At 73.8% G+C, this 18,707-nt stretch carries 17 protein-coding genes and 1 pseudogene; 12 read left to right on the plus strand and 6 right to left on the minus strand.

What is annotated here, in order from left to right; translation table 11 throughout:
* Nucleotides 1-66: 66 nt before the first annotated feature.
* Together MCAG_RS25035 and MCAG_RS25040 are read right to left on the minus strand one after the other, a co-directional pair.
* Nucleotides 67-1,470, minus strand: a complete 1,404-nt coding sequence (locus MCAG_RS25035) for a HAMP domain-containing sensor histidine kinase (protein ID WP_007075745.1) — start codon at nucleotides 1,468-1,470, stop codon at nucleotides 67-69.
* Between the two features lie 29 nt (nucleotides 1,471-1,499).
* Nucleotides 1,500-2,189: a response regulator transcription factor gene (locus MCAG_RS25040; protein WP_036375151.1), complete on the minus strand. Its 690-nt coding sequence runs from the start codon at nucleotides 2,187-2,189 to the stop codon at nucleotides 1,500-1,502.
* A gap of 73 nt (nucleotides 2,190-2,262) precedes the next feature.
* Between MCAG_RS25040 and MCAG_RS25045 the strand changes: the two genes are divergently transcribed.
* Complete coding sequence (locus MCAG_RS25045; protein ID WP_007075747.1) at nucleotides 2,263-3,183, plus strand: ADP-ribosylglycohydrolase family protein; 921 nt, start codon at nucleotides 2,263-2,265, stop codon at nucleotides 3,181-3,183.
* A gap of 69 nt (nucleotides 3,184-3,252) precedes the next feature.
* Here the strand turns inward: MCAG_RS25045 and MCAG_RS35200 are convergent, their stop codons facing one another.
* Both MCAG_RS35200 and MCAG_RS36365 read right to left on the minus strand, forming a co-directional pair.
* Complete coding sequence (locus tag MCAG_RS35200; protein WP_036375154.1) at nucleotides 3,253-3,444, minus strand: hypothetical protein; 192 nt, start codon at nucleotides 3,442-3,444, stop codon at nucleotides 3,253-3,255.
* 199 nt (nucleotides 3,445-3,643) lie between these two features.
* Nucleotides 3,644-4,105 (minus strand): annotated as a pseudogene (locus tag MCAG_RS36365) (DUF1775 domain-containing protein); the annotation flags it as partial.
* A gap of 241 nt (nucleotides 4,106-4,346) precedes the next feature.
* On the opposite strand from MCAG_RS36365, the gene thrS reads away from it, so the two are divergent.
* The 3 genes from thrS to MCAG_RS25070 all read left to right on the plus strand — a co-directional run bounded on the left by thrS (nucleotide 4,347) and on the right by MCAG_RS25070 (nucleotide 8,238).
* Complete coding sequence (gene thrS / locus MCAG_RS25060) at nucleotides 4,347-6,377, plus strand: threonine--tRNA ligase (RefSeq protein WP_007075749.1); 2,031 nt, start codon at nucleotides 4,347-4,349, stop codon at nucleotides 6,375-6,377.
* A gap of 145 nt (nucleotides 6,378-6,522) precedes the next feature.
* Entirely contained in the window at nucleotides 6,523-7,104 is a 582-nt protein-coding gene (locus tag MCAG_RS25065; RefSeq protein WP_036375160.1) for an HIT domain-containing protein, read from the plus strand.
* Nucleotides 7,105-7,179: 75 nt separating this feature from the next.
* A complete protein-coding gene (locus tag MCAG_RS25070; protein WP_007075751.1) occupies nucleotides 7,180-8,238 on the plus strand; it encodes an aldo/keto reductase in 1,059 nt (352 codons plus the stop codon).
* Nucleotides 8,239-8,350: 112 nt separating this feature from the next.
* On the opposite strand, the gene MCAG_RS25075 is transcribed toward MCAG_RS25070, so the two are convergent.
* The gene (locus tag MCAG_RS25075; RefSeq protein WP_007075752.1) at nucleotides 8,351-10,468 is read right to left on the minus strand and encodes an elongation factor G-like protein EF-G2; all 2,118 of its coding nucleotides are present in this window, start codon (nucleotides 10,466-10,468) and stop codon (nucleotides 8,351-8,353) included.
* 250 nt (nucleotides 10,469-10,718) lie between these two features.
* Between MCAG_RS25075 and pgsA the strand changes: the two genes are divergently transcribed.
* The 7 genes from pgsA to MCAG_RS25110 all read left to right on the plus strand — a co-directional run bounded on the left by pgsA (nucleotide 10,719) and on the right by MCAG_RS25110 (nucleotide 16,902).
* Nucleotides 10,719-11,351 (plus strand): phosphatidylinositol phosphate synthase, encoded by a 633-nt coding sequence (gene pgsA / locus MCAG_RS25080; protein ID WP_007075753.1) that lies wholly within the window; start codon nucleotides 10,719-10,721, stop codon nucleotides 11,349-11,351.
* Complete coding sequence (locus MCAG_RS25085; protein ID WP_036375163.1) at nucleotides 11,348-12,298, plus strand: phosphatidylinositol mannoside acyltransferase; 951 nt, start codon at nucleotides 11,348-11,350, stop codon at nucleotides 12,296-12,298. The genes pgsA and MCAG_RS25085 overlap by 4 nt, the downstream gene beginning before the upstream one ends.
* Nucleotides 12,299-12,315: 17 nt before the next feature.
* Nucleotides 12,316-13,476 carry a glycosyltransferase family 4 protein gene (locus tag MCAG_RS25090; RefSeq protein ID WP_007075755.1) on the plus strand — a complete coding sequence of 387 codons (1,161 nt, stop codon included), beginning with the start codon at nucleotides 12,316-12,318 and terminating at the stop codon, nucleotides 13,474-13,476.
* 107 nt (nucleotides 13,477-13,583) lie between these two features.
* Complete coding sequence (locus MCAG_RS25095) at nucleotides 13,584-14,084, plus strand: hypothetical protein (protein WP_007075756.1); 501 nt, start codon at nucleotides 13,584-13,586, stop codon at nucleotides 14,082-14,084.
* Between the two features lie 130 nt (nucleotides 14,085-14,214).
* Entirely contained in the window at nucleotides 14,215-15,132 is a 918-nt protein-coding gene (pdxS, locus tag MCAG_RS25100; RefSeq protein WP_007075757.1) for a pyridoxal 5'-phosphate synthase lyase subunit PdxS, read from the plus strand.
* A gap of 75 nt (nucleotides 15,133-15,207) precedes the next feature.
* Complete coding sequence (gene pdxT / locus MCAG_RS25105; RefSeq protein ID WP_007075758.1) at nucleotides 15,208-15,813, plus strand: pyridoxal 5'-phosphate synthase glutaminase subunit PdxT; 606 nt, start codon at nucleotides 15,208-15,210, stop codon at nucleotides 15,811-15,813.
* 339 nt (nucleotides 15,814-16,152) lie between these two features.
* Nucleotides 16,153-16,902, plus strand: coding sequence for a YebC/PmpR family DNA-binding transcriptional regulator (locus tag MCAG_RS25110; protein WP_007075759.1), 750 nt, complete (start codon nucleotides 16,153-16,155; stop codon nucleotides 16,900-16,902).
* 376 nt (nucleotides 16,903-17,278) lie between these two features.
* Here the strand turns inward: MCAG_RS25110 and MCAG_RS25115 are convergent, their stop codons facing one another.
* Nucleotides 17,279-17,899, minus strand: a complete 621-nt coding sequence (locus MCAG_RS25115) for a hypothetical protein (protein WP_036375169.1) — start codon at nucleotides 17,897-17,899, stop codon at nucleotides 17,279-17,281.
* Nucleotides 17,900-18,019: 120 nt separating this feature from the next.
* On the opposite strand from MCAG_RS25115, the gene MCAG_RS25120 reads away from it, so the two are divergent.
* Nucleotides 18,020-18,707, plus strand: a 688-nt coding sequence (locus tag MCAG_RS25120) for a serine/threonine-protein kinase (RefSeq protein WP_007075761.1), incomplete at its 3' end; no start/stop codon positions are given.

Raw genomic sequence — 18,707 nt, forward strand, 5'->3', positions numbered from 1 at the left:
GGTTAATCCGGATCTAAGAAAGACTTGCGTCTTCGCACAACCCGCCGGAACGAGCGGCCTGCCGCGTCAGCCGGCCGAGGGCCGCCGGCGGGGCCAGCGACGGCCCTCCGCCTTCTGCTCCCGCGCGTCCCGGGCCATCCGCCCGACCAGGCCGAACCGGTTGACCTGTCGAGGGATGGCCTCCGGGTCGGCCAGCAGCATCACCACGCTGGCCCCGCCGAGCTGGGCCCGGTCGATGCTCACCGAACCGTTGGCCTGCAACGCCACCCGCTTGGCGATGTCCAGGCCCAGGCCGGTGGAGCCCTGGTCGCTGGCACCCCGGCGCAACGCCCGGTCCGGGTTGGCGATTCCGGGGCCGGCGTCGTCGATCCGGATCGCCACGTACCCGTCCCGACGGGAGACCGCCACCTCGAACGCGGTGCCCTGCGGGGTGTAGCGGAACACGTTGCCGATCACCGCGTCGAGCGCGGCGGCCAACTCGGCGCGGGGCACCGGCGCCGGGATGCGCAACTGGCCGTCGCTGACCCGGTGGGGGCGGTTCTGGTCCCCGGCGAGGGCCGACCAGAACACCATCCGGTCCCGGACGACCTCGCTGACGTCGCACATCGCCGGACCGGCCTCGTGGGCGACGGCCTTGCGGGTCGTCTTGATCAGCACGTCGATCTCGCCCTCCAAGGTGACGATCGCCTGCCGGATCCGCCGGATCGTGCGCCGCCGGTCCAGTTCCGCCTCGGTGAACGAGCCCACGCTGGTGTCGTCGGAGTCCAGCCCCTCGGCGTCGAGCCGCAGCACCGTCAGCGGGGTACGCAGCCGGTGCGACAGGTCGGCCACCAGCTCCCGCTCGTCGGTGCGCGCCGTCACCAACCGGTCGGCCATCCGGTTGAACGCGTAGCCGGCCTCGGCCAGCTCGCGCGGGCCGTTCGGCTCGACGCGTACCCCCAGGTCGCCGTCGCCCACGGCGAGGGCGGCCTGCACCAGCCCCCGGGTCGAGTCGACCGCCCGGGCCGCGACCCGGTCCACCACCAGCACGGCGGCACCGACCAGCGCCGCCGCCACCGCCGCCAGCAGCAGCCAGCGCCCCGTGGCGCCCTCGTCGAGGGCGGAGCCCGGGACGAACACCTCGACCACCGCCACCGTGTCGCCGAGCACCACCGGATCGAGCCGAAGCACCCCGCCCGGCACGTCCGTGACCACGGAACGCCGGTCGGCGACGGCCCGGGCCAGCGCCGCTGTGTCGGCCCGGCCGGTCGTGTCGTCGCCGCCCAGCCCGTGCACGACCGGCCGGGTCGCCGGGTCCTCGCCACTGGCCTCCACCGCGCGCTGGACCACCGCGGGCTCGGTGCTGACCGCTAGGGCCCCGATGACCAGCGCGCTACGCCGGGCGGCATCGGCGATGGCCTCCTTGCGGGCCTGCTCGCCGAGGCTGATGCCGAGGGGAACCAGGAACGCGAGCGCCACGAGCGCGCACATGCCGGCCGTGAGCCAGGCCAGCGTGACCCTCAGTCCGGGGCCACCAACCGGAAGCCCACCCCCCGCACGGTGCGCAGGTAGCGCGGCTTCGCCGCGGACTCGCCCATTTTGCGGCGCAGCCAGTACAGGTGAACGTCGATGGTCTGGTCCTCGCCGACCGACGGCTGCCGCCATACCTCCTCCAAGAGCTCCCGGCGGGACACTACCCGCCCCGGCCGGGCGGCGAGATACGCCAACAGGTCGAATTCCTTGCGGGTCAGCGCGAGGGGCACCCCGTCGAGCAGGGCGCTGCGCTCGCCGACGTCCACCCGCAGGCCGCCGACGGTGTGCACGGCCGGCTGCACGCTCCGGCTGGCCCGGCCGGCGCGACGCAGCACGGTGGTGATGCGGGCGTCCAGGTGCGCCCCGGTGAACGGCTTGACCATGTAGTCGTCCGCGCCCGCCCGCAGCAGCCGTACCACCGACTGCTCGTCGTCGCGGGCGGTGGCGATGATGATCGGCACGTCGGTGATCCCGCGCAGCATCCGCAGCGCGTCCGAGCCGTCGAGGTCGGGCAGGCCCAGGTCCAGCACCACCAGGTCGGGAGCCTGCGCCGCGACCCGGCGCAGCGCCTCCAGCGCGGTGCCCACGGCGTGCACGGCGTGCCCACGCTCGGCGAGGGACCGCAACATCGCGCCGCGTACGACGTGGTCGTCTTCGACCAAGAGCACCGTGGCCACGTCAGCACCGTACTCGCCGGGGCAAGCGGGGCGCGTTGCGGCGCACCCCGCGACAGGGCAAGCTGGTACCGCCATGCCTTTCACGCTCTTCGCGGACACCCGTACGGCACTCGCCCGGGACAGCCTGCACGGCCTCTCCGTCGGCGACGCCCTCGGCTCGCAGTTCTTCGTGCCTGGTCGACAGCCCGCGGACCTCGCCGCCGGCCGGTTCCCGCCGCCGCCGTGGCAGTGGACCGACGACACCGAGATGGCCTGCTCCGTGGTGGCCGAGCTGGTCGGCGCGGGGGAGATCGACCGGGACCGGCTGGCGCTGGCCTTCGCGCACCGCTGCGAGCCGTACCGCGGCTACGGGCCCGGTGCGGTGACCATCCTGCGGCTGATCCGCACCGGCACGCCGTGGCCCGTCGCCGCGGCCTCCGCGTTCGACGGGCAGGGCTCGTGCGGCAACGGCGCGGCGATGCGGGTGGGCCCCCTCGGGGCCTGGTTCGCCGACTCGACCCGGCACGCGGCGGCCCAGGCGCGGGCCTGCGCCGAGATCACCCACGCCCATCCGGAGGGGATCGCCGGCGCGGTGGCGGTGGCCGTGGCCGCCGCCCTGGCCGCCCGGGCCCGCCTCGACGGGGACCGCCCGCCGCCGTCGCGGTTGCTCGCCGCGGTGGCCGCCGCCCTCGACTCCGGCGGCGAGGTGCACCAGAGGGTACGCCGCGCGGCGGGCCTGCTGGGCCGCCCCCTCGCCGTCGCCGTGGACGCGCTCGGCAACGGCTCCCGGGTGACCGCGCAGGACACCGTCGGGTTCACGCTCTGGGTCGCGGCGACGCACCTCGACGACTACCCGGCGGCGATCCGGGCCTGCGTCGAGGCGGGCGGGGACGTGGACACCACGGCAGCCATCGTCGGGGCGGTCGTGGCCGCCCACACCGGCGTCGGTACGCCGGGCGGCGTACCCGCCGACTGGCTCGCCGCCCGTGAGCCCCTGCCCGGCTGGGTCGACTGACCATCCCCGTTCCCCACCCGTCTCTCCTACCGCTTCTGCCGCCCCACCTGGCCTACGGCCCCGCCTGGCCTACCGCCCCGCCGGCTGCGGCTCCTGCGCCGCGGCGACCGTCGCGTCCGCGCCCGGCGGGGGAAGGTCGCCGTCGAGGATCCGGCGCAGCTCGTCGAGCTCGTGCCCGCCCGCCCCGTCCGGGTCGGTCCGTCGCCGCCACCGGGTCGCCAGCCAGCCGAGCGCGGCGCCGCCGCCGAGCCCCGCGACCAACCCCGCCGCCAGTAGGGCGTCCGTTTTCCCGCGGTCGCCCTCCGCGTCGTCGTCGGGAGATGGCGGCCGCCGCCCGGTCCGACGGCCCCCCGGCGTGCGCGCGTGCCCGGCTGCCCACCATGTCCGCTCGCCGCGGCAGCAGGGTCAACACCGGGGCCGGACGCGGCCTGCCGGCCGGGTCGGCCCACCGCACCACCGTGCCGTCGGAGTACGTCTGCACCACCTCGAACACCATCCGGTCGGCCTGGGGCAGCGGCCCCATGGAGACGGCGAGCCGGGCCGGGCCGGCGGGGGCCCCCTTGGCCCGGGCCCAGATCACCGAGGCGGTGACCGTGTCCATCGTCGTGCCGTGGATGCCGGAAATCGGCTCGGTCAGCTTCCGGGTAGTGATCCGGGGCGCCCAGCCGGTCACCGACATCGGGTACGCCTCGCCGACTGGCGCCGCCGCCGGCAGCCGCAGCTCGATCCGCTCGGTCCGGGCACCCGGGCGCTCCTCGGGAACGACGATCTCCAGCCGTACCGGGTCGCCCTGCCGGGCCTGCGAAGGGGTGCTCGTCACGTCCGCCGCCAGCGCCGTGCCCGGCCAGCCCAGCGCGGCGGCGACGACGGCCAGGACGGCCGCCGCCGAGATCCGGAGCCGCCGGTTGTCCCTGCCGATCATCGCCACTCTCGCCCGCCCTTCGTCTTCCTCCGGCCGCACCGACACCGGCCTCACCCGATAGTTCGGCTGGGACGGCCGAAAGGTTCAATCCGCGCCGGCTGCCGTCGGACCCGCTGCCGGGCCCGGCGTTAACAAGGGGCCCTTCCTCTACGGAATGCGATAAGAAGGGGCCCTTCCTTGCCCGCTAGCATCAGCGGGGGCGGTCAGCCGGCCGCATCTGTCGTCAGCTGGAGGAGTCACCGTGTCCGCACCCCGTATCCCCGTCGTGGCCGACCCCGTCGTCGTCGCCGCCGGGACGACGGCGGCCGACGCGGTGGCCGCGACCGGGCTGCCGTCCAGCGGTCCGAAGGCGGTCGTCGTGGTCCGCGACCCGCAGGGCAACCTGCGCGACCTGGACTGGGTGCCGGCCGAGGACACCACCGTCGAGCCGGTCGCCCTCGACACCCCGGACGGGCTCAACGTGCTGCGTCACTCGACCGCGCACGTGCTCGCCCAGGCGGTGCAGGACGTCTTCCCGGAGGCGAAGCTCGGCATCGGCCCGCCGATCGAGAACGGCTTCTACTACGACTTCGCCGTCGACAAGCCGTTCCAGCCCGACGACCTGGCGAAGCTCGAGAAGCGGATGCAGGAGATCGTCAAGTCCGGGCAGCGGTTCCGGCGGCGGCGGTTCGCCAGCCTCGACGAGGCGAAGGCCGAGCTGGCCGCCGAGCCGTTCAAGCTGGAGCTCGTCGACCTGAAGGGCGATCAGGAGCAGGGCGCCGTCAAGGGTGAGGGGTTGGACTCCTCCGAGGTGATGGAGGTCGGCGGTGGCGAGCTGACCATCTACGACAACCTCGATGCCAAGGAGGAGAAGGTCTGCTGGTCGGACCTGTGCCGGGGCCCGCACCTGCCGAACACCCGGCTGATCGGCGCGTTCAAGCTGATGCGCTCGGCCGCCGCGTACTGGCGGGGCAGTGAGAAGAACCCGCAGTTGCAGCGGGTGTACGGCACCGCCTGGCCGACCCGCGACGAGCTGAAGGCGTACCTGAAGCTCCTTGAGGAGGCCGCCCGCCGCGACCACCGCAAGCTCGGCGTCGACCTGGACCTGTTCAGCTTCCCCGACGAGCTCGGCTCCGGGTTGGCGGTCTTCCACCCCAAGGGCGGGATCATCCGCCGGGAGATGGAGAACTACTCGCGGATCAAGCACGAGGAGGCGGGGTACGCCTTCGTCAACACCCCGCACATCACCAAGGGGCACCTGTACGAGGTCTCCGGGCACCTCGACTGGTACGCCGACGGGATGTTCCCGCCCATGGAGGTCGAGGGCGCGAACTACTACCTCAAGCCGATGAACTGCCCGATGCACGACCTGATCTTCCGGTCCCGGGGGCGTTCCTACCGGGAGCTGCCGCTGCGGATGTTCGAGTTCGGCACGGTCTACCGGTACGAGAAGTCCGGTGTGGTGCACGGCCTGACCCGGGTCCGGGGGATGACCCAGGATGACGCGCACATCTTCTGCACCGAGGAGCAGATGGCGGGAGAGCTGAAGTCCCTGCTCGCCTTCGTGCTCGAGCTGCTGCGCGACTACGGCCTGGACGACTTCTACCTGGAACTGTCCACTCGCAACCCGGAGAAGTCGGTCGGCACCGACGAGAACTGGGAGCGGGCGACGGAAGCGCTGCGCACCGCCGCCGAGGAGTCCGGCCTGCACCTGGTCCCCGACCCGGCCGGCGCGGCCTTCTACGGGCCGAAGATCTCCGTGCAGGCCAAGGACGCCATCGGCCGGACCTGGCAGATGTCCACGATCCAGGTCGACTTCAACCTGCCCGAGCGGTTCGGCCTGGAGTACCAGGCCGCCGACGGCACCCGGCAGCGGCCCGTGATGATCCACCGGGCGCTGTTCGGCTCGATCGAGCGGTTCTTCGGCGTGCTCACCGAGCACTACGCGGGGGCGTTCCCGGCCTGGCTGGCCCCGGTGCAGGTGGTGGGCATCCCGATCCGCGAGGACCACACCGACTACCTGCGCGGGTTCGTCGCGGCGCTGCGCGCCGAGGGCATCCGGGCCCAGGTGGACGCGGGTGACGACCGGATGCAGAAGAAGATCCGTACGGCCCAGCAGCAGAAGATCCCGTTCATGGTGATCGCCGGGGACGACGACGTGGCCGCCGGCACGGTGTCGTTCCGGTATCGGGACGGCTCGCAACGCAACGGCGTGCCGACCGCCGAGGCGGTGGCCCACGTGCTCGACGTGGTCAACTCCCGCAGCAACACCGGGCCGTCAGCCGAGGTCTGAGGTCCGGTCCCGCCGCGAGCCGCGGCCCCTCGTTTCACCCCCTGTCCGACCCGGCGTCCGCGCGCCGACCCCACCCGGTCGCCGGCTGCCGGCCGCCGGTTCGCACGGCTGGGGCGGACGCCGCCGGGAACGTAGGATCGACGGCGTGACAGGGGCGGAACGGCACACGGGCAACGGCGTGACCGACGGGCTGGAACGGCATGCGGGCAACGGCATGACCGACGGGCTGGAACGGCTCTGGACTCCGCACCGGATGACGTACGTCTCCGGCGAGGACCGTCCCGAGGGTGGGTACGACAAGCCCGACGGCTGCCCGTTCTGCCTGGCCCCCAGGCTGCCGGCGGAGGAGAGCCTGGTGGTGGCCCGGGGCGAGCGTGTCTTCGCGGTGCTCAACCTGTACCCCTACAACCCGGGGCACCTGCTGGTCTGCCCCTACCGGCACGTGCCCGACTACACCGACCTCGACCTCGCCGAGACCGCCGAGCTGGCGGCGTTCACCCAGACCGCCATGCGGGTGGTGCGGCGGGTCAGCAACGCGCACGGGTTCAACCTGGGCATGAACCAGGGCGGCGTGGCCGGTGCCGGCATTGCCGAGCACCTGCACCAGCACGTGGTTCCCCGGTGGGGCGGCGACGCCAACTTCATGCCGGTGATCGGGCAGACGAAGGTGCTGCCGCAACTGCTCGCCGACACCCGGAACCTGTTCATCCGCGCCTGGCCGGGTTGACAGTCCGTGGCCGGGGTCGTGTCGTTGCGGTGAATTCGTTGCCCCCGCCGCAGCGTGGAGTGGCACGATCTGGCGATGGCAGTGACGACACGGACATTGGGCCGCAGCGGCATCGAGGTCGGCGCCCTCGGCATGGGCTGCTGGGCCATCGGCGGCCCCTGGGCCGAGGGCGCCCAGCCGCTGGGCTGGGGCGCGGTCGACGATGACGAGTCGGTGCGGGCGGTCCGCCGGGCGCTCGACCTCGGCGTTACCCTCTTCGACACCGCCGACACGTACGGGGCTGGGCACGGCGAGCGGATCCTCGGTCGGGCCCTCGCCGGCCGGCGGGACGAGGCCGTGATCGCCACCAAGTGGGGCTACACGTTCGATGAGTTGACCCGCCAGGCCACCGGGCAGGACGCCTCGCCGGCGTACCTGCGCCGGGCCGTGGTCGACTCGCTGCGCCGCCTGGACACCGACCGCATCGACCTCTACCAGCTACACCTGGGCGACCTGCCGGTGCCGCAGGCGCAGGCGCTGTTCGCGGCCTGCGAGGACCTCGTCGCCGATGGGCTGATCCGGGCGTACGGGTGGAGCACCGACCGGGTCGACCGGGCCACCGCCGTCGGCCAGGGCGCCCGCCTCGGCACCGCCGTGCAGCACGACCTGTCCGTGCTGCGCGACGCCCCCGGGCTGCTCGCCGTCTGCGACAAGTACGACCTGGCCAGCATCAACCGTGGCCCGCTCGGCATGGGCCTGCTCACCGGCAAGTACGGCGCCGGCTCCACGCTGCCCCGTGACGACGTGCGGGGGGCGACGGCGAGCTGGCTGGAATGGTTCCGCAGCGGTCGTCCCGCCCCGGAGTGGCTGCGCCGGGTCGGTGCGGTACGGGCCGCGCTGACCGCCGACGGGCGTACCCTCGCCCAGGGTGCGCTGGGCTGGATCTGGGCGCGCAGCGACCGCGCGATCCCGATCCCCGGCTGTCGCACGGTCGCCCAGGTGGAAGAGAACGTCGCCGCCCTGGCCCTCGGCCCGCTGACCCCGGACCACTTCGCCGAGGTGGAACGCCAACTGGCGGCGCTGCGCACGGCGGCCCTGCGTTCCGCCGACCGCCCCTACTGGCCCGTGCCCCCCACGTCACCCATCCGCCCCTAACCACAATGCCGCCCCAGCGTGCGCCGCTGGGGTGATCAAGAGAAGTGCGTCAGAGTTGATCTATGTCTGGACGCAAGCTTCTTGATCGTCGGGGCGGGGAGGGAGGGGCGAGTCAAGGGACGGGGGTGTAGTGGGTGAAGTGGCGGCGGAAGGTGCCGGTGCCGGCGGTGAGGGCGCGTAGCTCGACGGCGTACCGCAGCAGCTCGACGGCCGGCACCTCGGCGCGGACCAGCGTGTGCCCCTCGGCGTCCGGGTCGGGCTCGGTGCCGAGCACCCGGCCGCGCCGGCCGGCCAGGTCGCCCAGCACCGCGCCGACGGTGTGGCCCGGCACCCGGACGACCACCTCGTCGACCGGCTCCAGCACGATGGGCTGGCCTTTCTCGGCGGCGTCGCGCAGGGCGAGGGCCCCGGCGGTCTGGAAGGCGGCGTCGGAGGAGTCGACGCTGTGCGCCTTGCCGTCGACCAGGGTCACCCGCAGGTCCACCACCGGGTGCCCGGCGACCACGCCCCGCTCCAGCTGGGCCCGGATGCCCTTCTCCACCGACGGGATGTAGTTGTGCGGCACCGCGCCGCCGACGATCCGGTCGACGAACTGGAACCCCGCGCCCCGGGGCAGCGGCTCCACCTCGATGTCGCAGACGGCGTACTGGCCGTGGCCGCCGGACTGCTTGACATGCCGGCCGTGCCCCTTCGCGGGCGCGGCGAGAGTCTCCCGCAGGGCCACCCGCACCGGCTCGGTGTCCAGCTCGGCGCCGCCGGCGCGCAGCCGGTCGAGCACCACGTCGGCGTGCGCCTCGCCCATGCACCACAGCACGAGCTGGTGGGTCTCCGGGTTGCGCTCCAGCCGCAGGGTCGGGTCACCGGCGACCAGCCGGGCCAGGTTGCGGGCCAGGGCGTCCTCGTCGGCGCGGCTGTGCGCGACGACCGCCACCGGCAGCAGCGGCTCGGGCATCTCCCATGGTGCGACCAACAGCGGGTCGGCCTTGGCGGAGATGGTGTCGCCGGTCTCCGCGCTGCCCGACTTGGTGATGGCGCAGATGTCGCCGGCCACGCACGCGCCCACCTCGCGCAGGGTCGCGCCCAGCGGGGTGTAGAGGTGTCCGACCCGCTCGTCGGCGTCGTGGTCGGGGTGCCCCCGCTCGGCCATGCCGTGCCCGGCGACGTGCACGGTCAGCTCGGGGCGCAGGGTGCCGGAGAAGACCCTGACCAGGGACACCCGCCCCACGTGCCGGTCCACCGTCGTGCGGACCACCTCGGCGACGAGCGGGCCGGCCGGGTCGCAGGTCAGCGGCGGGCGCGGGGATCCGTCCACGCCGGTGACGGCGGGCAGTTCGTGCTCCAGCGGTGAGGGAAACGCCGAGACCAGGCCGTCGAGCAGCACGTCCAGGCCGACCCCGGTCGCCGCGCAGACCGGTAGCACCGGGTGGAAGTGCCCCTTGGAGACGGCCTTCTCCAGGTCGGCGACCAGCACGTCGGTGTCGATCTCCTCGCCGGCGAGGTAGCGGTCCATGAGGGACTCGTCCTCGCTCTCGGCGATGATCCCCTCGATCAGCTCGTTGCGGGATTCGGCGATCGCCGGCAGGTGCTCCGGGTCGGGCTCGCGTACCTGCGCCGGCAGGCCGGCGGTGTAGTCGAAGACCCGGCGGGTGACCAGGTTGAGCAGCCCCGCCACCGACTCGCCGTCGTCGCCGAGCATCGTCAGGTGCAGCGGCAGCACGTTGTCGCCGAAGACCCGCTGGCACAGCGCCACGGCCTCGTCGAAGTCGGCGCGCGGATGGTCCAGCCGGGTCACCGCGACAGCCCGGGGCATGCCGACGGCGGCGCACTCCTCCCAGAGCGCGGCGGTGGCGGCGTCCATCCCGTCGACGGCGGAGACCACGAACAGCGCGGCGTCGGCGGCCCGCAGGCCGGCGCGCAGCTCGCCGACGAAGTCGGCGTAGCCGGGGGTGTCCAGAAGGTTGATCTTGACGCCGTTGTGCACCAACGGGGCACAGGCCAGGCTCACCGAGCGCTGCTGGCGTACGGCCGCCGGATCGTGGTCGCAGACCGTGGTGCCGTCGGCGACCGTGCCGGCCCGGCCGATCGTGCCGGTGGCGGCGAGCAGCGCCTCGACCAGGGTGGTCTTGCCCGCCCCGGAGTGGCCGACGAGCACCACGTTGCGTACCCCGCCGGGCTCGGTCACCGTCGGCGCGCCGCCGGCGGCCCCCTTCTCCTGACTCCTCTGCGCCATGGGCGCACCTCCCTTAACCGGTGGTGGGTGGCGACCGCCGCGCGCGACGGAGAAGCGGCCCGGTGCTTCTGCCGCGGCGACATCCTCCGGTGATCCGCTGCGCGACGGGTACGGGACGGTCCGGCGGGTGAGCTAAATCACCCCCACACTCGATCTCACACCTCTTGCGGAGCCGACACAAGACTTCCCCGGGCGGGTCGGCGACCGGGGCGTACCGTCGCGGGGTGTCGGCCGTTATCGTGGGACCGCCATGGCGAAGATCTTCCAAGTGTCGGCCCGGGCGGGGATGACCCGCGTCGTCGAGCCGATCGCGCGCGGCCTGCTCCGCGCGGGCGTGACCCCGAACGCCGTCACCGTGACCGGCACCTTCGGGGTGCTCGTCGGCGCGCTCGGCTTCGGCGCCCGCGGGCACCTCGTCGCTGGCGCCCTCATCGTGACGGTCTTCGCGCTCACCGACCTGCTCGACGGAACGATGGCCCGGATGAGCGGCGGCTCGACGCGTTTCGGCGCGTTCCTCGACTCGAGCATGGACCGGGTCGCCGACAGCGCCGTCTTCGGCGCGGTGGCGTACTGGCTGGCCAGGGAGGGCGACCAGGCCGGCGTCGCCGCCGCGCTGATCTGCCTGGCCGCCGGCGGCCTCGTCTCCTACGTCAAGGCCCGCGCCGAGGGGCTGGGGATGACCTGCAACGTCGGCATCGCCGAGCGCACCGAACGGCTGCTCATCGTCGGCGTCGGCGGCCTGCTCACCGGCGTCGGCGTCCCGTACGCCCTACAGGTCGCGCTCTGGCTGCTGGCCGCCGTCTCGATCTTCACCGTGGGGCAGCGGATGGCCCACGTGTACCGGCAGGCCCACGCGACCACGCCGAGCGGGTCCCGGGGGTGAACCTCACGGAGCTGGGCTACGTCGCCGGCTGGCGCCTGGCCCGCGCGCTGCCCCGGCCCGTCGTCGCCGCGGCCTTCCGGGCCGGTGCCGACCGCGCCCACCGCGCCGGCGGCGGGGGTACGGCCCGACTGCGCGCCAACCTGCGCCGGGTCGTCGGCCCCGAGCTGCCCGAGGCCGAGCTGGACGACCTGGTCCGCCGCGGCCTGCGCTCCTACGCCCGCTACTGGATGGAGGCGTTCCGGCTGCCAGCGCTGAGCCGCGAGCAGATCCTCGCCGGGTTCCGGCTCGCCCCCGAGGGCATCGACCAGCTCGCCGCCGACGTGGCCGCCGGCCGGGGCGCGGTGGTGGCGCTGCCGCACGCCGGCAACTGGGACGCCGCCGGGGCCTGGGTGGCCGCCACCGGCTGGCCGATCACCACGGTCGCCGAACGGCTCAAGCCCGAGGGCGTCTACCAGCGCTTCCTCGCCTTCCGTCGGGGCCTGGGCATGGAGATCCTGCCCACCCACGGCGGGGACCGCCCCGTGTTCGACGTGCTGGTGGACCGGCTGCGCCACGGCGCGGTGGTGCCACTGCTGGCCGACCGGGACCTGTCGGCCCGGGGGGTGGAGGTCAACTTCTTCGGCGCGCGGACCCGGATGCCGGCCGGCCCGGCGCTGCTGGCGATCCGCACCGGCGCGCCGCTCTACGTCACCTCGATGTGGTACGAACCGGACGCCGCGTGCGCCTCGATCGCCGGCCCGCTGCCCCTGCCCGAGGCGGACAGTGGGCCGCTGGACCAGCGGGTCCGGGTGCTGACCCAGCGCATTGCCGACGGTCTGGCGGCGGGCATCGCCCGGCATCCGGAAGACTGGCACATGTTGCAGCGGATGTGGCTGGATCAGCGCGGCACCGGCGACGACGGGTCCCGGCCCGCCGCCGGGCCGCCGGCCGCCGCCGGAACGGCCTGAGGCGAAGGGGCGCTGGAATGCGGATCGGCATCGTGTGCCCGTACTCCTTCGACGTGCCGGGCGGGGTGCAGAACCACGTGATGGACCTCGCGGAGGCGTTGCTCGGGCTCGGGCACGAGGTGAGCGTCCTCGCCCCCGCCGACGAGGACTCCCCGCTGCCGCCGTACGTGGTGCCGGCGGGCCGGGCCGTGCCGCTGCCGTACAACGGGTCGGTGGCCCGGATAGCGTTCGGTCCGGTCTCCTCCGCCCGGGTCCGGCGCTGGATCGCCCGCGGCGAGTTCGACGTGCTGCACGTGCACGAGCCGCTGACGCTGAGCCTGTCGATGCTGGCCGTACTGTCGGCCAAGGGGCCGGTGGTGGCGACCTTCCACACCGCGATGACCCGGTCCCGGGTGCTCGCCGCCGCGCAGGGCGTGCTCCAGATCGTGCTGGAACGGATCACCGCCCGGATCGCGGTCAGCGCCCTCGCGCGCAAGGTCCAGGTCGAGCACATGGACGGCGGCGCGGTGGAGATCCCCAACGGGGTCACCGTCGCCAAGTTCAGCCACGCGGCCCCGCTGCCCGGCTGGCCCGGGGAGTGCGGGCCCGGCGAGGGCGGCGCGCTGGGTTTCCTCGGCCGGTTCACCGAGGCCCGCAAGGGTTTCCCGATCCTGCGCGACGCGTTCGTCGAGCTGGCCCGCTCCCGGCCGGGTCTGCGGCTGCTGGTGGCCGGGCCGGGCGACCCGGACGACCTGTTCGACCGGTTTCCCGCCCCGCTGCGCGACCGGGTCACCTTCCTCGGGCTGGTCTCCGAGGCCGACAAGGCGCGGATGCTGCGCAGCGTCCACCTCTACGTGGCCCCGAACACCGGCGGGGAGTCGTTCGGGATGATCCTCACCGAGGCCCTGGCGGCCGGCACCACCGTCGTGGCCAGCGACCTGGACGCGTTCCGCCGGGTGCTCGACGGCGGCCGGGCCGGACACCTCTTCCCCACCGGCGATGCCGTGGCGCTGCGGGCGGCCCTGGCGGGGCTGCTCGACGACCCGGCGCGGCGGGCCGAGCTGACCGCCTGCGGAGACCTGGTGGTGACGCACTTCGACTGGCCCGTGGTCGCCCGCCGGGTCCTGGAGGTGTACGCGGCGGCGATCGAGGCGACCGACGGGCGGGTCATCGACCAGGAGTGGGCGGGGCTCGGCTGAGACCGGCGGGCCGGCGAGCGGGGTGACCCCGTAGGGCCGGGTGGCCGGGGTGACCGGGGTGTCGGCGTCCGCCGCACCCCGGACGAGGCGAACGGAGCAGCACTACGATGCCGGGCATGTGGTGGGTGGTGGGCGCGAGCTTGCTCGTTGGGCTCGTCGCGGCGTACCTGATCTGGACCGCCGGCCGGGTGGAGCGGCTGCGCGTGCGCGCGGACTCCGCGGCCCGGGCCCTCGACGCGCACCTGCTGCGCCGCGCCGCGGCGGCGGCCGTGCTGGCCGAGCGGCGCTACGGCGTGGAGCTGTACGCGGCGGCCCGGATCGCCCTGGACGCCGAGCCGGAGGAGCGGGAGGCCGCGGAGAACGACCTCACCCGGCAGTTGCGGGCGGTGCGGCTGGACCCGACCGACCCGGAATGCGAGGCGGTGATCGCGGCGAGCCGGCGGCTCGCGCTGGCCCGCCAGGTGCACACCGACCTGGTCCGCGACGCCCGGTCCGCCCGCGGCCGCCCCCTGGTGCGGCTGTTGCGGATGGGGCGGCGACACCCCTGGCCGCGCTACTTCGACATCGACGACCCGACCCTCGAACTGCCCACCGACGTGCCCGCCTGAGCCGCTGCCGGTGGGGTGATGACGGCCACAGGGCAGGCCACCGTGGGTCTGATTGGCTGTCGGAGTGGCGTTGCACCCGTCGTAGCATTCAGCTGAGCCACCCCCCGAGCACGCCAAGGAGCGATGACCCGTGCCCGAAACCACTTCCCCGAACGCCAGCACCACCCCCGTCGTCGGGACCGCCCGCGTCAAGCGCGGGATGGCCGAGATGCTCAAGGGCGGCGTGATCATGGATGTGGTCACCGCCGAGCAGGCCAAGATCGCTGAGGACGCCGGTGCCGTCGCGGTGATGGCCCTGGAGCGGGTCCCCGCCGACATCCGCGCCCAGGGCGGGGTGTCTCGGATGAGCGACCCGGACATGATCGACGGCATCATCAACGCCGTCTCGATCCCGGTCATGGCCAAGGCCCGCATCGGGCACTTCGTCGAGGCCCAGATCCTCCAGTCCCTCGGCGTGGACTACGTCGACGAGTCCGAGGTGCTGACCCCCGCCGACTACGCCAACCACATCGACAAGTGGGCTTTCACCGTCCCCTTCGTGTGCGGGGCGACCAACCTGGGCGAGGCGCTGCGCCGCATCACCGAGGGCGCGGCCATGATCCGCTCCAAGGGCGAGGCCGGCACCGGCGACGTCTCCAACGCCACCATGCACATGCGGAAGATCCGCCAGGAGATCGCCCGGCTCAGCTCCCTGCCGACCGACGAGCTGTTCGTCGCGGCCAAGGAGTTGCAGGCCCCGTACGAGCTGGTCCGGGAGGTCGCCGAGACGGGCAAGCTCCCGGTGGTGCTGTTCACCGCCGGCGGCATTGCCACCCCGGCCGACGCCGCGATGATGATGCAGCTCGGTGCCGAGGGCGTCTTCGTCGGCTCCGGCATCTTCAAGTCCGGCAACCCGGCCCAGCGCGCCGCCGCGATCGTGAAGGCCACCACCTTCCACGACGACCCGGACGTGCTGGCCAAGGTTTCCCGGGGCCTCGGCGAGGCCATGGTGGGCATCAACGTCGACGAGATCCCGCAGCCGCACCGCCTGGCCGAGCGCGGCTGGTGACGTGCAAGGAGGGGCCCCTGTTAACGCTTTCGGTATAGGAGGGGCCACTCCTCACAGCCGAGGAGAGGAGCGAACGTGACGGCAGCACCCGCCATCGGTGTGCTCGCGCTCCAGGGCGACGTCCGGGAGCACGTGGCGGCCCTGACCGGCGTGGGCGCGCACGTCCGCCCGGTGCGCCGGCCCGAGGAACTGGACGCGGTCGACGGCCTGGTCATCCCGGGCGGCGAGTCCACCACGATCAGCAAGCTCGCCGACATCTTCGAGATGCGCGAGCCGATCGACAAGCGGATCGCCGCCGGTATGCCGGTCTACGGCTCCTGCGCCGGCATGATCATGCTGGCCACCGAGGTGCTCGACGGCCGCCCCGACCAGCGCGGTTTCGCCGGCATCGAGATGACCGTGCGGCGCAACGCGTTCGGCCGGCAGGTCGACTCGTTCGAGGCCCCGGTGCGGCTCGCCGGGGTCGAGGGCGAGCCGTTCCACGCGGTGTTCATCCGGGCCCCGTGGGTCGAGCGGGTCGGCGTCGGCGTCGACGTCCTGGGCGAGGTGACCGAGGGGCCGGCCGCCGGGCGGGTGGTCGCGGTCCGGCAGGGCAACCTGCTGGCCACCTCCTTCCACCCCGAGCTGACCGGCGACCTGCGGCTGCACCGCTACTTCGTGGACCTGGTCCGCGCCGCCTGAGCCGTACCTGGTCCGCGCCGCCTGGCCGGCACCCAATCCGCACGGCGTGAGCCATGCCCGGGTCGGTGCCGCCTGGCGGTACTCGGCCCGTGCCGCCTGGCCGTACCCGAGGGGCCCGCCCGGACGTCGGGCGGGCCCCTCGGCGCGTCGGCCGCCGGGCGAGCCGGTGCCGGGTGTGACACCGACCCGCGCCACCTCGGTAGGATTGCCGCGGTTCGGCAGGGCTCCGCGCCCGCCGCGGCCATCCACGCAGAGCCGGCCGGCCCGTCGTACGCCGGTGGAGAAGTGGAGTTGGCGCGGGCAGTCGACGCAGGCGTGATCAACAGACGGAGGTAGCAGATGTCCGGCCACTCAAAGTGGGCGACCACCAAGCACAAGAAGGCCGTGATCGACGCCAAGCGCGGCAAGATGTTCGCCAAGCTGATCAAGAACGTCGAGGTTGCGGCCCGCACCGGCGGCGGCGATCCGGCCGGCAACCCGACGCTCTACGACGCCATCCAGAAGGCGAAGAAGAACTCCGTACCGAACGACAACATCGACCGGGCGGTCAAGCGCGGCTCCGGCCTGGAGGCCGGCGGTGCCGACTGGCAGACCATCATGTACGAGGGGTACGGCCCGAACGGCGTCGCGATGCTCATCGAGTGCCTCACCGACAACCGCAACCGGGCGGCGACCGAGGTCCGCACGGCGCTGACCCGCAACGGTGGGTCCCTCGCCGACGCCGGCTCGGTGTCGTACATGTTCTCCCGCAAGGGTGTGGTGATCGTCCCCAAGGCCGGCACCAGCGAGGACGACGTGATGATGGCGGTCCTCGACGCCGGCGCGGAGGAGGTCAACGACCTCGGCGAGGCGTACGAGGTGATTTCCGAGGCGACCGATCTCATCGCCGTGCGCACCGCCCTGCAGGACGCCGGCATCGAGTACGAGTCGGCCGAATCCTCCCTCATCCCCAGCATGAACGTGCAACTGGACGAGGACGGCGCCCGCAAGGTCTTCAAGCTGATCGACGTGCTGGAGGACTGCGACGACGTGCAGAACGTCTACGCCAACTTCGACGTCTCCGACGAGGTGATGGCGGCGGTCGGCTGAGCCGTGGCGGCCGGGGCCGAGCGGCGTTTTCGCGCCGGGCGCGGCGCGGGCACGGCAAGCTGATCGGCGCTCGGACCCCGGCTGGCCGGTGCCGGCGCTGCGCGACCGAGTAGACGATGTCGAGGTTGGCGCCGTCGCGCAGCCAGTCGACGCGCTGCACGAACTCGGGATTCAGCAGCCGGTCGGTGAGGACGAGCCACGCCACCGGCACCGCGAACGCCAGGTCGAGGGCGACCTTCGCGGCGACCAGCGGCCAGGTCCAGCGATTGTGTGCCACCAGCATTGTCTATTGATGTAGCGTCGTGCGCCGGACATCAATGTGCGTGTTGGGCGGGGGCGGGGCGCCCGTGGACCGGGTCGCCCCGCCGGTCGCCGGTCAGCAGGGGCGGCCCTCCCGGAAGCCGCGCTCGACAAAGGAGGCCGGGCCGACCTGGAAGTAGCCGACACCCGGCCGGATCGGGTGGCCGGTGAACAGCTCCACCCGCGAGCCGTACCGCACCAGGTAGCCCGACTCGTCCCCGGCGTTGTTGGTGATCAGCTCGCCCCGGGGGCCGTAGATCTCCTCCAGCTCGTCGAAGGTCATGCCGACCCCTGCGCCGGCGGGGGAGTAGGGCGGCACGGTGGCGGTGCCGATCTCCACCAGCCGGCCGCCCACGAAGGCCAGCATGATCTGGCCCGCCCAGGCCCCGGTGACGCCCGCCTGGACCACGCCGTCGCACCCGGGTGCCGTCCAGTCGATCAGCCCGGCCGCCGACAGGCGTGCCAGGTCGGCGCCGATCCGGAACGGCCCGGCGCCCCGCACGCTCATGACCTGGGTCTGGTCCCCGACGACGGGACCCGGTGCGGTGGCGGCCCGGCCGGGTGCCGTCGCACCGGCGTCGACGCCGTGCCGGGGGTGGAGCGGCGCGGCGGCGACGGCCGGGGGCGCGGCGGCGACCGCGACGAGCGCGGCCACGGTTAGCGCGGCTGAGACGATGGGGTACGGGAGACGGTGCATGGGGATCTCCTCCTCCGGATCGGGTTGTCCTGACCTGTTGGTCTCCCCGGAGGCGGCCACGGTTCGTCGGTTTCCCGACATGACCGTCTACCGTCGAGACGCAGCGGCGGGGGTGACGCGGTGACCAGTCCGGGGCGGATCGGGCCCTACCGGATCGAGCGGCTGCTCGGCGCGGGGTCGTTCGCGACGGTCTGGCTGGGCCACGACCCGGTCCTCGACGCCCGGGTGGCGATCAAGGTGCTGGCCGAGAACTGGCACCACGACCTGCGGGTCCGCGAACGCTTCCTCGACGAGGGCCGGCTGCTGCGGCGGCTCGACCATGAACGGCTGGTCCGGGTGCACGCGGTGGGCGAGCTGCCCGACGGCCGGCCGTACCTCGTCATGGCCTGGGCGGACGGCGGCAGCCTGGCCGACCGGCTGGCGGGCGGCCCGCTGCCCGTGCCGGTCGCGCTGGCCGTGCTCGCCGAGATCGCCGCCGGGGTCGCCGTCCTGCACCGCCACGACGTGGTGCACCGCGATCTGACCCCCGGCAACGTCCTCTTCCGGTCCACGCCGGACGGCGAACGGGTGCTGATCGCCGACCTCGGGCTGGCCAAGGCGCTCGCCGCCGCGTCCGGTCTCACCGCCCGCGCCGGAACCCCCGGCTACATGGCGCCGGAGCAGGACGACCCCCTCGCCGTCGTCGACACCCGCGCCGACGTGTACGGGCTGGGCCGGCTCGGCCTGCGGCTGCTCGGCGCGGACGCGGCCCGGCCGGATCCGGCCCGGCTGCGCCCGGGCGTCCCGCCCGGGGTGGCGGCGGTGCTGC

This window comes from Micromonospora sp. ATCC 39149, from assembly GCF_000158815.1.
Taxonomy (GTDB): Bacteria; Actinomycetota; Actinomycetes; order Mycobacteriales; family Micromonosporaceae; genus Micromonospora.

Coding starts and splice junctions, on each gene's coding strand:
- MCAG_RS25035 (WP_007075745.1), bottom strand. CDS start 1,470: ATGTGCGCGCTCGTGGCGCTCGCGTTCCTGGTTCCCCTCGGCATCAGC.
- MCAG_RS25045 (WP_007075747.1), top strand. CDS start 2,263: ATGCCTTTCACGCTCTTCGCGGACACCCGTACGGCACTCGCCCGGGAC.
- MCAG_RS25070 (WP_007075751.1), top strand. CDS start 7,180: ATGGCAGTGACGACACGGACATTGGGCCGCAGCGGCATCGAGGTCGGC.
- MCAG_RS25075 (WP_007075752.1), bottom strand. CDS start 10,468: ATGGCGCAGAGGAGTCAGGAGAAGGGGGCCGCCGGCGGCGCGCCGACG.
- pgsA (WP_007075753.1), top strand. CDS start 10,719: ATGGCGAAGATCTTCCAAGTGTCGGCCCGGGCGGGGATGACCCGCGTC.
- MCAG_RS25090 (WP_007075755.1), top strand. CDS start 12,316: ATGCGGATCGGCATCGTGTGCCCGTACTCCTTCGACGTGCCGGGCGGG.
- MCAG_RS25095 (WP_007075756.1), top strand. CDS start 13,584: ATGCCGGGCATGTGGTGGGTGGTGGGCGCGAGCTTGCTCGTTGGGCTC.
- MCAG_RS25110 (WP_007075759.1), top strand. CDS start 16,153: ATGTCCGGCCACTCAAAGTGGGCGACCACCAAGCACAAGAAGGCCGTG.
- MCAG_RS25115 (WP_036375169.1), bottom strand. CDS start 17,899: ATGCACCGTCTCCCGTACCCCATCGTCTCAGCCGCGCTAACCGTGGCC.